This is a genomic window from Dehalococcoidales bacterium (assembly GCA_028716225.1).
Taxonomy (GTDB): domain Bacteria; phylum Chloroflexota; class Dehalococcoidia; order Dehalococcoidales; family UBA5760; genus UBA5760.
Map to the genome: position 1 here is coordinate 1 of JAQUQE010000034.1, position 13,922 is coordinate 13,922.

Annotated in this window: 16 protein-coding genes; 8 read left to right on the forward strand and 8 right to left on the reverse strand. The window is 51.0% G+C overall.

Annotation, left to right across the window (positions count from 1 at the left end):
- Positions 1–159: 159 nt before the first annotated feature.
- Positions 160–975: a hypothetical protein gene (locus PHI12_11440; GenBank protein ID MDD5511402.1), complete on the reverse strand. Its 816-nt coding sequence runs from the start codon at positions 973–975 to the stop codon at positions 160–162.
- A 460-nt stretch (positions 976–1,435) separates the two neighbouring features.
- Here PHI12_11440 and PHI12_11445 point away from each other — a divergent pair, with 460 nt between their 5' ends.
- The 3 genes from PHI12_11445 (at position 1,436) to PHI12_11455 (ending at position 3,224) form a co-directional block, all read left to right on the forward strand.
- The gene (locus tag PHI12_11445; GenBank protein MDD5511403.1) at positions 1,436–2,107 is read left to right on the forward strand and encodes an isoprenylcysteine carboxylmethyltransferase family protein; all 672 of its coding nucleotides are present in this window, start codon (positions 1,436–1,438) and stop codon (positions 2,105–2,107) included.
- A 14-nt stretch (positions 2,108–2,121) separates the two neighbouring features.
- Positions 2,122–2,928 (forward strand): hypothetical protein, encoded by an 807-nt coding sequence (locus PHI12_11450; GenBank protein ID MDD5511404.1) that lies wholly within the window; start codon positions 2,122–2,124, stop codon positions 2,926–2,928.
- A gap of 122 nt (positions 2,929–3,050) precedes the next feature.
- Complete coding sequence (locus tag PHI12_11455; GenBank protein MDD5511405.1) at positions 3,051–3,224, forward strand: hypothetical protein; 174 nt, start codon at positions 3,051–3,053, stop codon at positions 3,222–3,224.
- A gap of 157 nt (positions 3,225–3,381) precedes the next feature.
- Here the strand turns inward: PHI12_11455 and PHI12_11460 are convergent, their stop codons facing one another.
- The 6 genes from PHI12_11460 to PHI12_11485 form a co-directional block, all read right to left on the reverse strand.
- Positions 3,382–4,167 (reverse strand): DnaJ domain-containing protein, encoded by a 786-nt coding sequence (locus PHI12_11460; protein ID MDD5511406.1) that lies wholly within the window; start codon positions 4,165–4,167, stop codon positions 3,382–3,384.
- Positions 4,168–4,378: 211 nt separating this feature from the next.
- On the reverse strand, positions 4,379–5,584 hold the full coding sequence (locus PHI12_11465) for a DEAD/DEAH box helicase (GenBank protein MDD5511407.1): 1,206 nt from the start codon (positions 5,582–5,584) through the stop codon (positions 4,379–4,381).
- 106 nt (positions 5,585–5,690) lie between these two features.
- Positions 5,691–6,020, reverse strand: a complete 330-nt coding sequence (locus PHI12_11470; protein MDD5511408.1) for an RNA-binding protein — start codon at positions 6,018–6,020, stop codon at positions 5,691–5,693.
- A 44-nt stretch (positions 6,021–6,064) separates the two neighbouring features.
- Positions 6,065–7,612, reverse strand: a complete 1,548-nt coding sequence (locus PHI12_11475; protein ID MDD5511409.1) for a DUF4070 domain-containing protein — start codon at positions 7,610–7,612, stop codon at positions 6,065–6,067.
- A 46-nt stretch (positions 7,613–7,658) separates the two neighbouring features.
- The gene (locus PHI12_11480) at positions 7,659–7,934 is read right to left on the reverse strand and encodes a hypothetical protein (GenBank protein ID MDD5511410.1); all 276 of its coding nucleotides are present in this window, start codon (positions 7,932–7,934) and stop codon (positions 7,659–7,661) included.
- A gap of 112 nt (positions 7,935–8,046) precedes the next feature.
- A complete protein-coding gene (locus PHI12_11485) occupies positions 8,047–8,358 on the reverse strand; it encodes a zinc-ribbon domain containing protein (GenBank protein ID MDD5511411.1) in 312 nt (103 codons plus the stop codon).
- A gap of 318 nt (positions 8,359–8,676) precedes the next feature.
- Here PHI12_11485 and PHI12_11490 point away from each other — a divergent pair, with 318 nt between their 5' ends.
- The gene (locus PHI12_11490; GenBank protein MDD5511412.1) at positions 8,677–9,459 is read left to right on the forward strand and encodes an SDR family oxidoreductase; all 783 of its coding nucleotides are present in this window, start codon (positions 8,677–8,679) and stop codon (positions 9,457–9,459) included.
- A 56-nt stretch (positions 9,460–9,515) separates the two neighbouring features.
- Here the strand turns inward: PHI12_11490 and PHI12_11495 are convergent, their stop codons facing one another.
- Positions 9,516–9,770 carry a sulfurtransferase TusA family protein gene (locus PHI12_11495; protein MDD5511413.1) on the reverse strand — a complete coding sequence of 85 codons (255 nt, stop codon included), beginning with the start codon at positions 9,768–9,770 and terminating at the stop codon, positions 9,516–9,518.
- A 226-nt stretch (positions 9,771–9,996) separates the two neighbouring features.
- Here PHI12_11495 and leuS point away from each other — a divergent pair, with 226 nt between their 5' ends.
- From leuS to PHI12_11515, 4 genes are all read left to right on the forward strand, one after another.
- Positions 9,997–12,450, forward strand: coding sequence for a leucine--tRNA ligase (gene leuS / locus PHI12_11500; protein ID MDD5511414.1), 2,454 nt, complete (start codon positions 9,997–9,999; stop codon positions 12,448–12,450).
- 16 nt (positions 12,451–12,466) lie between these two features.
- Positions 12,467–13,276: a pyrroline-5-carboxylate reductase gene (gene proC / locus PHI12_11505; protein MDD5511415.1), complete on the forward strand. Its 810-nt coding sequence runs from the start codon at positions 12,467–12,469 to the stop codon at positions 13,274–13,276.
- Positions 13,277–13,439: 163 nt separating this feature from the next.
- Positions 13,440–13,721, forward strand: a complete 282-nt coding sequence (locus tag PHI12_11510) for an AbrB/MazE/SpoVT family DNA-binding domain-containing protein (GenBank protein MDD5511416.1) — start codon at positions 13,440–13,442, stop codon at positions 13,719–13,721.
- A 4-nt stretch (positions 13,722–13,725) separates the two neighbouring features.
- Positions 13,726–13,922, forward strand: a 197-nt coding sequence (locus PHI12_11515) for a hypothetical protein (protein MDD5511417.1), incomplete at its 3' end; no start/stop codon positions are given.

The following is a 13,922-nucleotide window of genomic DNA, read 5'->3' on the forward strand; positions in this document are numbered from 1 at the left end:
CAAAAAAGAAGACCTGAATAAAGTAGAAAACGATGTCCGTCGCTTGCTTATTTCTATTAATGCAGGCAAATAGTGGCAATTGAAGGGCATCCGGGCAGAATCAAAGTCCCGATTGAACGAGATGGCTGATTGTAGAATAAATGGCGGCTTGTGGTCGCGTTATAAGGATTCCGTTTGGCCGATATGGTATGCCTTTTTCCTTACCACCTGAACTATTATCACTGTAGTAATCACTACCAATCCAACAATCGATATTAAAACTACATTTTGGTCAGTTGGCCCTTCCACAGCAAGCCGTTTCATTAATATACCGAATAATGCCCAGTCAACAACAATACCATAGAATACGTCTCTTCTTGAGAAGAGCATGGCGAGCGTAATCGCTAAAGCCACCACAATCACAGCTACAGCCCAGAATTGTTCACCAAGCCCAAACGCACCCCAGTTCATATCCACAAGCAAAGCTGTAATATTAGCTATTGTTGCCACTGTGATCCAGCCAAGGTATACACTAAAAGGAACGTGCACCAGGTATTTTTCATTTTTTGTTACATCTGACTTACCTATATTCAACCGCAAATAGATCATAATCAAACATCCCAGTAATATAAGCATCAGGATCAAAGATAACGGGAGGATTTCGTAGTGCCAGGCGAATATCCAGCCGGCGTTTGCTAAACAGGTAATAAAAAAGAGTACCCCGATTCTTTCTATAGAAGAGTTTTTCGAAACATCCTTCTTCTTGATGGCCATAATAAGATGATATATCACGAAAATACCGAGCAGAACATAGATTACCCCCCAAATTGAAAAGGTAAATCCCGCCGGCACGAATAAATTGGGGTATCGGTCGGATAACCCACCGGTAGTATTGTTATTTATGGGAAGAATATTAGCCAGTGCATTTATGACAATAGTCCCCAAAAACCCGATGAAGTTCATAATAGACAGAAACCGGAAGCGATTTTTAATCACAACATCTTCTCCTGGTTGTCCCATTCACTTTATGGTTAATACTAATCGTTATGGTTAATACTAATCGCCTGATTTTAATATGTCAATTAAGGTAAGCATTTACCGGCAGCCTCGGAATGAATAATGCTATTCTACCGTATCATTGTGAGAACGTGTATTGTTCAGCCTAGGTAGTAATCATTAATTGTGTTAATTTTACCTTTAGCTAAACATATAGTGAAAAGAAAGAACTCTTTATTATGGAATGTACTAAGTAATAATGACATTGCTGGGAAGTATTTAAGTTGTCATTCTATTACCAGAAAATATTTAGTATAATTCGCTAGGAAATGCGATTTAGCTATGCAGATTGTTCTACCATATCCAGAATTTGATAGATCAGCCGCCGTTCTTGTCCGGCAGCGCTCGGTAGAGTGTGCTTTTGATCAGATAATACGGAATAGACTGTTATCGGGATTTCATGGATATTTTTTGGGATTACCTGCAAATAGGGATTCTTATAGCTTTTACCAGTCTGGTCCTTGGCAGAGTGATCTATGAGAGGTTTCGCGGTATCAATGCGCTGGCATTGATAAATAATAGTGGCAAACAACGTGTCCTCGGAACAGCAGCAGTGGCAATAATCAGCTTGTGGGTTTTTATCCTGGTTATGCATATAACGCATCCCGAAATAATGTTTCTGCCATGGCAGCTATCATATGCTATGGTGAGCGCGTGTGCTGCCAGAATTACGGGTATGATACTTGTTATCGTGGGCTTTGTGCTATATATTAATGCCTGGAGGATACTGGGTAACGCGTGGAGAATTGGTAGTGACGAGAAAGGACATTCATCTCTCGTAATAAGCGGCGTCTACGCACTGTCAAGAAATCCGATATATGTCTTCTACTGCCTGTATTTCGTCGGTACATTCTTGATGAATGGTACTTCCATTTTCCTAATACTAGCAATATTGCTAACGATTACATTGCATCACCTGATTATCGAGGAGGAAAAATTCTTAGCCGCTAGATATGGAAACAAGTACAAGCAATACCAGTCGAACACCCGCCGTTACTTCACTTTCAGTAAATTAGTATCTCCCATCACTCCCTCTAAAAATCTCAGGAGGACCATTAAGATTGAGGAATAGGATTATAAATGAGTATGCTGATTAAGGATCCCCTACAAGTCTTTCATCAAAGTAAGACACCGGCAGGCCTATACGCTAGACAAAAATGGCTTGATCAAGGCGGAACAAATTCGTGGCGCCGTGATTTTGACAGTACCGTAGCATTATTGAACTATGGTCAGATGCCAAACGGTTCTTGGGGAGATTCTGTAGTTAATACGGTACGCCACCTCTTTGATCTGCACCTGACGGTACGTAAGTCAAACAGATCCGTTGATGCCGGTATAGATTGGTTGACAGCATCAATGCCGTCCCTGACTTCTGTCTGCGGGGATTACCATCGGGAGCACATTACGGCAGAAAATCTTCGTGGAATACCGTTTTCTCCCTGCCGTTTTGATGTCTTTAGTATGACATCGGCTCTATTTTTAGCGACCGTGTTTGGGCGGGACCATGACCGTCAAGTTATCGATGCCTATGACCACCTGGACCGAGAGATTGTTCGTAAAGACGGATACCTTTACGGTTGGTCGTGCTTGAGTAACTTACTCCGTGCCTTAGTAGTCAATGACAAATACTCAAACAGTAGATCAACAGAACTAATAGTTCAAGTCCTGAGTAGAATTCAGACTCCTGAAGGGGAATGGCAGGGAAAGGTTCCTTTCTACCTTACCCTAAATGCTCTAGCACACCTGGATATGCCGATAGCTAACTCCCAAGTCGACTCTGCGCTGAAAAGAATCTATAGAACACAGTCACGAAACGGGAGCTGGGGGAAAGCAGAACCTGAGTTCGCCACATTTCTCGTGGTTCATACGTTGAAGCGTAAGGGCATACTTTAATAAAAGTGCCGACCATGAACTAAGAATCCTAGGATAGTCTTGGGTTGGTACGAAGTTACTAATAGTAATCGGTAGTGGCTAATATGCCCTGAATATAATCTTAATTCAGAACGGGGAATAATATGCTAGTCATAATAGAATGTCCCTCTTCTCAGACTGAGGGCACCATGCCCCTGGTTGATTCAAGCTACAAGGGACCGTATCGTTACTGGAAATACCGTGCCCTCTTCACCATTGAACTCAAGAACAATGAGCTTACATTCTGTGAATCCCTGATTGAAGATGAGCTTCAGTAGCAATAAGAGATGAAGGCTATTCAGGACAAATCAAAAACGCCAGTTCCCGGGAAAAGATTAGGCTGGATAATCCTTCGCGACCGGTAGAATCACCAAAAAATGGCTTAATGCGGGATAACGCAAAACTTCCTGATTTACTATCGTAAAGAAAGGTCCCCTACATCTTGAAGAAGTCTCTCATTCGTTGGATCCAGGGCCTTTTTATTTTCACCAGCAGGTAGAGATCCCCGGGAGCTCCGCCGGCCTCTCCGGGAGACCCCATCCCCTTCAGCCTTATCCGCTGGCCGTCTCTTATCTCGGGCGGAATCTTTACCATGAGGTTCCTGGTCTTCCCGCGTCTCTCATATGAGTACTCCACCTCGGTACCACCCCGGACCCTCTCCGGACTCACTACAATCGTATCGTAAAAGTTCCTGCCCCTTTCCGGCAGCTCCACTCCGACGACCTTTTTCAAGAAAAACTTGATTAGCTTGCCCATAAACCCGGGGGAAGATGATTCTGACATCTGATTCTGGTAACCGGATGCATAATGCTTTCCGGATCCTGCCCCAGTCTCGGGATCGAACCCCCAATATTCATTGCCATACGATTCCCGGAAAACATCGCCCGAGCTTCGGAAGCCGAAGATCCGGGCGAACTCCTCGAAGATCTGGTTGATGTCTGAACCCCTGAATATGTCCTCGGTGGTATGACTCTGTCTGAACCGGTCGTAAGCAGACGGCCCGTACTGAGACCTTAGAAGATCGTACTCCCTTCTCTTGGAGACATCGGAGAGAACGGCATAGGCCTCGTTGATTTCCTTCATCTTGTTGGTCGCTGCCGGGTCGCCCTTGTTTTTGTCGGGATGATACTGGAAGGCGAGCTTCCGGTAAGCTTCTTTTATGGATTTCTGGCTGGCACTTCTGTCCACACCCAGAATATTGTAGTAGTCTTTCTGATTCATGCTATCTGGTATAAGTATACATGATTTACCCCCCTACCTCTCAAATCTTCTCCGGCGGGGGGTATTCTACCCGTGATGGATAGAGGCGGGTTTGAGCGTCGGAATACCGGAAATAGTTGGATTTGTATGAAGATCGACCCCCTGGCAAGGGCAACAGGTATCCCCTTCTATTCTCTCCTCGAACTGGGGATACCTGAACTTTACCCTTTAGCTAATTATTACGCCTCCGCCTGTTCCGGTAGGGGGCCGGCTGTCGTGACTGGTGCGAGGGTGCCGGGTATGCCGTCTCCGAAGCTACATCGTAATTAAAGCCGGGCAGATGGCGGCGTTCCAGCCTGGCGTTGATAAGCTGCTCCAGAGCCCGCACCATGGCGGTATCTTCACCGGTCACGAAGGTGAAGGCATCACCGGTTTTGCCGATCCGGCCCGTGCGGCCGATTCGGTGAGTATAGGCATCCGTAGTATCCGGCATATCGTAGTTAACAACATGGGAAATACGCAGCACATCAATACCGCGGGCGGCGATATCCGTGGCCACCAGCACCTTTATGTAACCGGATCGGAAACCGTCAAGCGCCGCCTGCCGCTGGCACTGAGACAGGTTGCCTTGCAGCGAAGCGGCTTTGAAGCCGTCTTTCTGCAGCTGCTCGGCGACTCGCCTGGCACGATGTTTGGTACGGGTAAAAATAAGTACCGAATCCGTTTCGGTTTTGCGCAGCAGGTCTTTCAGTAGCGCCGTCTTTAGATTCTGTTTGACCGGATACAGGGTGTGCGATACTGTGGCCGCCGGTGCCGTTCGGTCAACCTGAACCGTGACCGGATTACTCAGGACTTCCTTAACCAGGCGCCGGATATCATCAGGCATGGTGGCAGAGAAAAGCAGCGTCTGCCGTTTTCTCATAAGGCACTTCAGGATGTTCCGGATATCGGGGAGAAAGCCCATATCGAACATTCGGTCAGCCTCATCAATGACCAGAAATTCCACATGCGATAGATCAATGGTACCCTGCCAGATGTGGTCAAGCAACCGACCGGGGCAGGCGACCACGATGTCGACCCCCCGACTCAGTATCTGGGTCTGCAGACCAGCGCCCACGCCGCCGTAGATGGCAGTGCCGCGCAGGCCAGTATTTCTACCCAGTTCATTTACCGTCTCGCATATCTGTTCAGCCAGTTCCCTCGTAGGCGAGATTACGAGGGCCCGGATCTGACGCCGCGGCCCCGGTAGCAGGCGTTCCAAGACTGGCAAGACGAAGGCAGCGGTTTTACCGGTGCCGGTCTGGGCCAGACCGATAAAGTCACGACCCTGCAAGATGGGCGGGATAGATTCAAGCTGGATCGGTGTCGGGTTAGCGTAGCCGAGCGCACGCACACCGGACATGATGCTCGGGTGGAGATGAAAGGACTCGAAACTCATTAAAACTCCTTAGTAATAATCGGGTAACTCTCCTGCAAGGAGATTACTCCGTAGATGTTTATTTTGTCTATTGCGGCTACTATAGCCGATATGCGATAGCGGGTGCTCAGTATCTTCGTGATTTTCCGCCCCCGAAATCACCGCCCCCCCCTCGCCGATTACCGTAAGACGACCGGCCGCCGCCCCTGTTATCGCTTGGTGGCCGGGCCGGACTGACAGTCATAGTCCGCTCTTTCAGGATTTTCCCGTTCAGAGCTTCGACGGCCGCCTGCCCTTCCGATGTTGACGGCATTTCCACAAAGGCAAACCCCTTTGACCGTCCGCTGTCCCGGTCGGTTATGACGTTTACCGAGCTAACCTCTCCGAAGGCTGAGAATTCCTGCCGTAGTTCTTCTTCATTTGCGTCATAGGGTAAGTTGCCAACATAGATTTTCATACCATTCTCCTTTTTTAAATCCAATATTTTATTAGTTATACCGGTTATCCCTCCAGCACCTTCTTTTGCTGTGCCAGCAGGGCGTCATCAATCCGAATTTCGCTCACCCTTTCGTAGACCTTACGGAAGTGGAATCCCTGAATAGCCAGGGTTACGCATAAACCAATTTGGCGAGGATATTTCAAGAGAGATGAAAAGATTAGCTTCCAATAGTGTCGCGAGGCTCTGTCCCTGATACCCAGCATCAATGTTGCCCTAAGCAATGCCTTGACGTGGTATGCCTCCAGCTTTACCTTGCAGGCTGTTTTTTCACTGGGCCGGTACTCTTTCAGGAATGTAGCAATGCGCTCGTAGTATTGCCTGGGGGCATAAATTGATTGCAGAATGTGCTTGTAGCCGTTAACGAGGACGTCGAAGTTCATTTTGGGGACTAGATTGGTGGTCCCGTCCGTATTATCACCGCTGCCGCCGGGCAGGAGGCGATTCTCCTGCTTCAGGCGATGCCACAGCTTTGTTTCGGGAGGTGCCGTCAATAGACCGACCATCGCTGTCACGATCCCCGTCTTTTGAATGAAGTTGATCTGGCTCTTAAAGATGGAGACCGGGTCGCTGTCAAAACCTACGATGAATCCTCCCATTACCTGAAAGCCGTGGTTCTGCAGTGTCTTAACCGCGGCGGCCATATCGCAGTTCTTATTGGCGTACTTATTACATTCACACAGGCTTGCTTCATTAGGCGTTTCGATACCGACAAACACGTTGTTAAACCCGGCGTCGGACATCAGTTGCATTAACTCCTCGTCGTCAGCCAGATTTATGGAGGCCTCGGTGAGAAAGGCAAACGGGTATCGTCTTTTCTCCTGCCACTCGGAAATTGCCGGCAGAATTTCCGACTTCAGTTTTTTCTTATTACCGATGAAGTTGTCATCGACAATAAATACATTGCCCCGATAGCCTGATGCAAAGACGGCATCCAGTTCGGAGATTACCTGTTCTCTGGTTTTAGTCCGCGGCTTGTGTCCGTCCAGGACAACGATATCGCAAAACTCACAGTCAAACGGGCAGCCGCGTGAGTACTGGATTGTGACCGAGGCGTACTTTTTGAGGTCAAGCAGCGAAAACAGGGGCGTAGGTGTCGTGGTGACATCGGCTCTCCGGTCGGTTTGATAGATAGGCTTGGGACAACCGTTTTTCAGGTCTTCCAGGAAAAGCGGCAGGGTAATTTCGGCCTCATTTAATACCATGTGGTCGATATCACTGAAATCAAACTCTTTGTGGCCGGTGGTGAAGAGAGGACCTCCGCCGACTGTCTTCTTGTTTAGTTTCTTGCATCGGTCAATGACTTCCAGAGCTGACTTCTGCTGGGCAATCATGGCACTGATAAAAACGTAGTCAGCCCACGCGATGTCCCGGTCAGTTAATTTGGTGGTATTCATATCCACTGCTTTTTTCTCCCAGTCTTCCGGTAGCATAGCGGCGATAGTCAGTATGCCCAAAGGAGTGTTCAAGGCTTTTCTAGGAGTGAATTTTAAGGCATGTCTGAAACTCCAGAAGGTATCGGGATAATGTGGATAAACTAAAAGTATTTTCAATATTTGCTCCGTTTATGAGATGAGAAACCCATTATTTCGGGTAAGCTCAGAAGTTGTCCGGCTTCATCTCGGTTGCTTTTCTCGCTTTTTGAGCTTCTTCAATAGCCCTCTCCCTGGCGAGCCAGGTTTCTTTTCGGGCTTGCTCTTTATTCAATTGTTCGGCTTCCCCGGCCGTGCGTTTTTCCGCTCGCCTGGCTTCGGCTAGTCTCTGAGAATCTTCAATGGCCTTTTCCTTAGCAAACCAGGCTTCCTTTCTCGCCTTTTCCCGGGCCAGTCTTTCAGCTTCTTTTGCTATCTGTTTGTCTTTCTGATTTGATCCCATTACAGAATCCTCCTTATTGGCAGCGATGCTGATGAGGATAGTTAACACTCTGTTTGGGGAGCATACATAGGCCGGCTAGCCGGCCTATGTATGCCATTAAAGTTAACTGGATTTATTGAATATTTCTGGATTTGCGATAGCAGTCGCTGCAGTAAACGGGTCTGTCTTGACGGGGTTCAAAGGGAACTTCGGTGTCCTTACCGCACTCGGCACAGGTTGCCGGGAACATCTGGCGTCGTGATCCATAGCTGGATCCATAGCCACTGCTTCCGTTACGCTCTGACTTCCTGGCCTGACGACACGGCAGACAACGCTTGGGTTCGTTGGTATAGCCTCGGGAAGCAAAGAGTTCCTGTTCGTCAGCACTGAAGGTGAAGGTGGTTCCACAGTCGGAACATCGGATCGACTTGTCCTGAAAACTCATAGGATGACCTCCTTTTATGATAGTTGGTTAGGGTTTTCGGTCATCCTACGTATTAAGAAAGCTAAACAGGGCCTATCTAAACTTGTAATAACCTAAACTGAAACCACTGGAGTCATTATATAATAGACCGGTGTCAATTACAAATATTTTTTTAAATGCTGCAGAAGATTACGCTGATTTCCTTCTCCGGTTGGTAATGACAGGAGGCAAGTCGTAAAGGTATAATGGGATACTCTACGCTCCAGGTAAAGGCTGCACTTTGCCGGCCGGCTGGATATTGCGGCCGCAAAGTTTCTGGGAAGGAGGCTTAAGAGACAGATGCTTAAAGGTAAGGTTGCCCTGGTAACCGGCAGCTCCCGTGGCATTGGCAGGGCAATAGCCTTGAGGCTGGCCCGGGAGGGAGCCGATGTTATTGTCAACTACTTCCGACGGCGTGAGGCTGCTGAGCAAACGGCCCGGGATATCGAAGAGTTAGGCGTAAAGGCCAGTGTCGTCCGGGCCAATGTCGGCGAGCCGGAGAAGCTCGATGAGATGTTCGATACCGTTGCCGCCAGCTTTGGCCGGCTGGACATATTCGTCAGCAATGCTGCCTCCGGTCTGCCCCGTTCTGCCCTTGACCTGGATGCTAAGGTCTGGGGCTGGACGATGGATATCAATGCTAGGGCGTTTCTGCTCGGTGCGCAGCGGGCGGTCGGGCTGATGGAGGGGAGGGGTGGTAAGATAGTAGCCATCACCAGTCTGGGCTCGAAGCTGGTCTGGCCCGGCTACGCCGCCATAGGGGTATCCAAGGCGACTCTTGAGGCCCTGGTGCGCTATCTGGCGGTGGAACTGGCTCCGAAAGATATCTGTGTTAATGCGGTAGGAGCTTCGCTTATCGAGACCGGGGCCGGTCTGCTCTATCTAAAAGCGGCGCTGGCGGGGAACGACTCTGCCTTGCCGACAACCCCGGCGGGCAGACTGGTCAGTCCTGAAGATGTTGCCGATGTGGTAGCTTTCCTCTGTGGTAGCGAGTCTTTCATGATCAGGGGTCAGACGATCATCGTCGACGGAGGTATGTCGCTGGCTCCGGTAAGCTATGTTGAGAAACGAGGCGGCGGGTAGACCCGAGGCCGGCGTGAGCAGATTTTCGTTATCCTGTTTTCATGCGCCGCAACTTTTCATTGCCAGTTTGCCTTGGCCTCAATTAATATCCTGTGTTCCGCTCCTGACATCCGCTCTATCAGTATAACCCGGTGTTGCCTTCTCTCCGCGTTGCGGGGGACACGCTCTACCGACAGCGGGTAATCGAGCAAGACTTCTAGAATCTGCCCTTGCCCCATCCTCTCCAGCGCCGCCCTGACCTTTATGTCCGGATTGGGGCAAATCTCACCCCTGACGTCAAGAGTCTTATCAATTATGGGCTTATCCGCCATTTCCCTTATCCGTACTCTTCCATTTCCCGTTGTTCCAGGTGCCTATCAATAGTCTATAATACCGGCGAACGGGATACAACTCATCGATATCTGCACTTAGCAGGCATAAGCATACCCCGGAGTCCTTCTTTTGCACACTTCACCCTTTATTGCTAAAATAAAACAGTTCCGCTCTTTGCCGGCGGCACCCTTTAGCGGCGGGCCTGGGTTCAGATAGGAGAATGGATTGGTTGATACCTATAATCCCCCTGAGATAGAAAAGAAGTGGCGGCAGAAATGGGCCGAGGACAGGCTCTATCAGGTTAGCGAAGACAGCGCCAGGCCTAAGTGGTATGCGCTGACGATGTTCCCCTACACCTCCGGAGACCTCCATATCGGGCACTGGTATGCAATGGCTCCCTCTGATGTTCACGCCCGCTTTCAACGAATGCGGGGCTATAATGTGCTCCATCCGGTTGGTTTTGACGCCTTCGGACTGCCTGCGGAGAACGCGGCTATCAGCCGTGGCATCCATCCCTTCACCTGGACAATGCGCAATGTGGATAATATGCGCCGCCAGCTGGAAAGCATCGGCGCCATCTATGACTGGAGCCGGGAAATTGTTACCTGCCTGCCGGAGTACTACCGGTGGACGCAGTGGTTCTTCCTGAAGCTCTACCAAGCCGGTCTGGCCTATCGAGGCAGGGCGCCGGTCAACTGGTGTCCGCGCTGTCAAACGGTACTGGCTAATGAGCAGGTAGTAGGCGGTTTCTGCGAGCGTTGTGAGACGGTTGTCGTCCGGCGCGACCTGGAGCAGTGGTTCTTCCGCATTACCAAATACGCCGACGAACTGATGCTCTATGAAGGTATTGATTGGCCGGAGCGGATAAAGATAATGCAGCGGAACTGGGTGGGTAAAAGCACCGGTGCCGAGATTTCCTTTGCCCTCGACTACCCCGGCGTGGAAGAGAAAGAGATTCGGGTGTTTACCACCCGTCCCGATACCGCCTTCGGGGTTACCTTTATGGTGCTGGCTCCCGAGCATCCCCTGGTGGCTCGACTGACCTCGGCGGAGAAGAAGGCCGAGGTTGAAGCATATATCGACCGCTCGCGGCGCGCGAGTGAGATAGAGCGGCTGTCCACGGAAAAAGAGAAGGAAGGGGTCTTTATCGGGGCTTATGCCGTAAACAGGCTTAACGGTGAAAGGGTACCTATCTGGATTGCCGACTACGTCCTGATGAGCTATGGCACCGGCGCCGTAATGGGAGTCCCGGCCCATGACGAGCGTGATTTTGCCTTTGCCAGGAAATATCACCTGCCGGTAAAGGTGGTCATCGCTTCTGCCGACTGGCGGGGTGGAGAGCCGGTTGCAGCCTACACCGAGCCGGGTGCTATGGTCAATTCGGGGCGGTTCGATGGCCTCTATGGTGACCAGGGTAAACAGGCCGTCTCTGATTTTCTGGAGGAAAAGGGATGGGGAAAGAGGGCGATAACCTACCGGCTGCGCGACTGGCTTATTTCACGGCAGCGCTACTGGGGGGCTCCTATTCCCATTATCTACTGTGAGCGATGTGGTATTGTGCCTGTCCCGGAGAAAGACCTGCCCGTCCTGTTGCCGGAGAACGCCGAGTTCAAGCCTACCGGTGAATCACCGTTAAAGTATTGCGAGGAATTTATTCATACCACCTGCCCCCGCTGCTCATCTCCGGCCCGGCGGGAGACCGATACCATGGACACCTTTATGTGCTCCTCGTGGTACTTTCTGCGCTATGCCAGTCCCCATGACGACACAGCTCCATTTGCCAGCGATAAGGTCGGCTACTGGCTGCCGGTCGATTTATATACCGGTGGCGCCGAGCATGCCGTTATGCATCTTTTCTATGCCCGCTTCTTTATCAAGGCGCTTCGAGATATGGGACTGGTTGATTTCTCCGAGCCGTTCAAGCGCCTCTTTAACCAGGGCATTATTATCTCCGGGCACCATAAGATGAGCAAATCACGGGGCAATGTGGTTAACCCTGATGATTACGTCTCCCGACTGGGGGCTGACGCCGTCCGCGCTTATCTGATGTTCCTCGCTCCCTGGGAGCAGGGCGGCGATTGGGATGACAGCGGCATCAGCGGAGTTAGCCGCTGGCTTAACCGGCTGTGGAGTCTGGTGCTTAAGGAATACCGCTGCTTTAACAGGGCCGGTGCTGATAAGGAGAATGCGGAGGAGGAACTCGCCCGCATCACCCACCAGACTATCAGGAAGGTAACCGGCGACCTGGAGCGGATTCACCTGAACACCATGATATCCTCCTTGATGGAGTTTACCAACCACCTGAGCCGGATAATGGAAGTTGGAGCGGTTGCCCCATCGGCCTGGGCGGAGGCTGTCCGGATCCTCCTGATGCTCTTAGCCCCCACCGCTCCTCACCTTACTGAGGAGCTGTGGCAGCGGCTGGGGTATCCCTACAGCATTCATAACCAGCCCTGGCCTCAGTGGAACGAAGAACTGGCCCGTGATGAAGAGGCTACCCTGGTTGTCCAGGTCAATGGAAAGCTGCGCGATAGGATTACTGTCCCGGTGTCCGTTACCGAGGCGGAGGCTAAGAGTCTGGCGATGGCAAGCCAGCGGGTAAAGGAATACCTTGAGGGCAGGGAATTGCTCAAGACGATATACGTCCCCGGCAGACTGGTCAACCTGGTGATGAGATGAGGATAAGGAGAGCGATATGAGGCTGGCTTTCGTCGGTGGCGGTAATATGGGAGAAGCGATGCTGGCTGCTATCCTAGAGAAGGGACTCAGTACGGTGGATAACATCACCGTCAGCGATATCAGCGAGTTCCGTCGCCGGGACCTTAAACAAAAGTACGGCATTACCGTCACGGGTGATAACCGCCGGGCGGTATCCGGAAGTGAAGTAGTGGTGCTGGCGGTGAAGCCGCAACAGCTTGCCGAAGTAATGAGCGAGATCAACGGCTGTCTTGATGCGGCGCAGCTGGTGCTGTCCATTGTCGCTGGCGCCACGATTGGTGCTCTGTGCCGCGGGCTTGGTCACGACTGTGTTGCCCGGGTAATGCCCAATACTCCGGCCCGGATTGGTGAGGGCATTAGTGTCTGGACGGCCACTACGGGGGTAAGTCAGGAGCAACAGGCTCAGGTCGCGGCAATCCTTAGCACGATGGGCAGGGAGGTAAATGTTACCGATGAGCGTTACCTCGATATGGCGACAGCGGTGAGCGGCAGCGGTCCCGCCTATGTTTTCCTCTTTGCCGAAGCGCTGACCAGTGCCGCTGTAGATATCGGGCTCCCCGGCGATATGGCGAGAGCGCTTGCCCTCGAGACAATCCTGGGTTCGGCACGGTTTATGCAGGGTTCGGATAGGTCGCCCGCCGAACTGCGCCGGATGGTTACCTCTCCCGGTGGTACCACCGCCGCGGCACTGGCCCGTCTGGAGGAGGGGCGTTTCACCGAGCTTATCAGCCGGGCGGTTAAGGCAGCCTACCAAAGGGCTAAGGAACTGGGAAGTTCCGGCAAATAGCCTTCTTAATTCAAATTGCTCTATGTGTGATGGGGCATCGCATCTGTTACGCCGTTCCGTTTTCTTGTTCGTTTCTTAGCCCCGTTAACTTGTGGGATTCTCCTCAAAGTACTATAATTATGAATATTCATACATTTACTACTTCTGGGTCAAAGGGGGTATTATGGATATCGGACATGTTTCTCCTGAGTACAAATGCCTGGGCTCGATAACGGTCAATCCCAGGGGTCAGGTGGTCATACCGGCCAATGCCCGCAGGGAGGTGGGCATTGAGAGTGGAGATACGCTGCTGGTCTTCAAGGTTCTCCACGACCAGGTGCTGGCGCTGGTCAAGGTCGAAGCCTTGGAGCAGGTATTAATGGAAATGAGCAAACATATGGCCGGTTTCGAGAAGTTGATGAATGAACATGGTTCAAAGGCAGCCGGTAGAAAGAGGAGGAGTTAGTCAGGTGAAACGCTCAAAGATTCTGGTTGCCCTTCTGCTGTGCTTGTCCCTGGCCGGTGCCGCGGGCTGCATATCGGGTGGAAGCAGCGGGGAAGAGGATTCCAACCGGCAACTGGTCGAGGTAGTCCGGGGTAATCTCGCCATTAGCGTCAGCGGCAGCGGCTTTATCGGGACATCCGATGAGGTGGTCTTGACCTTTGA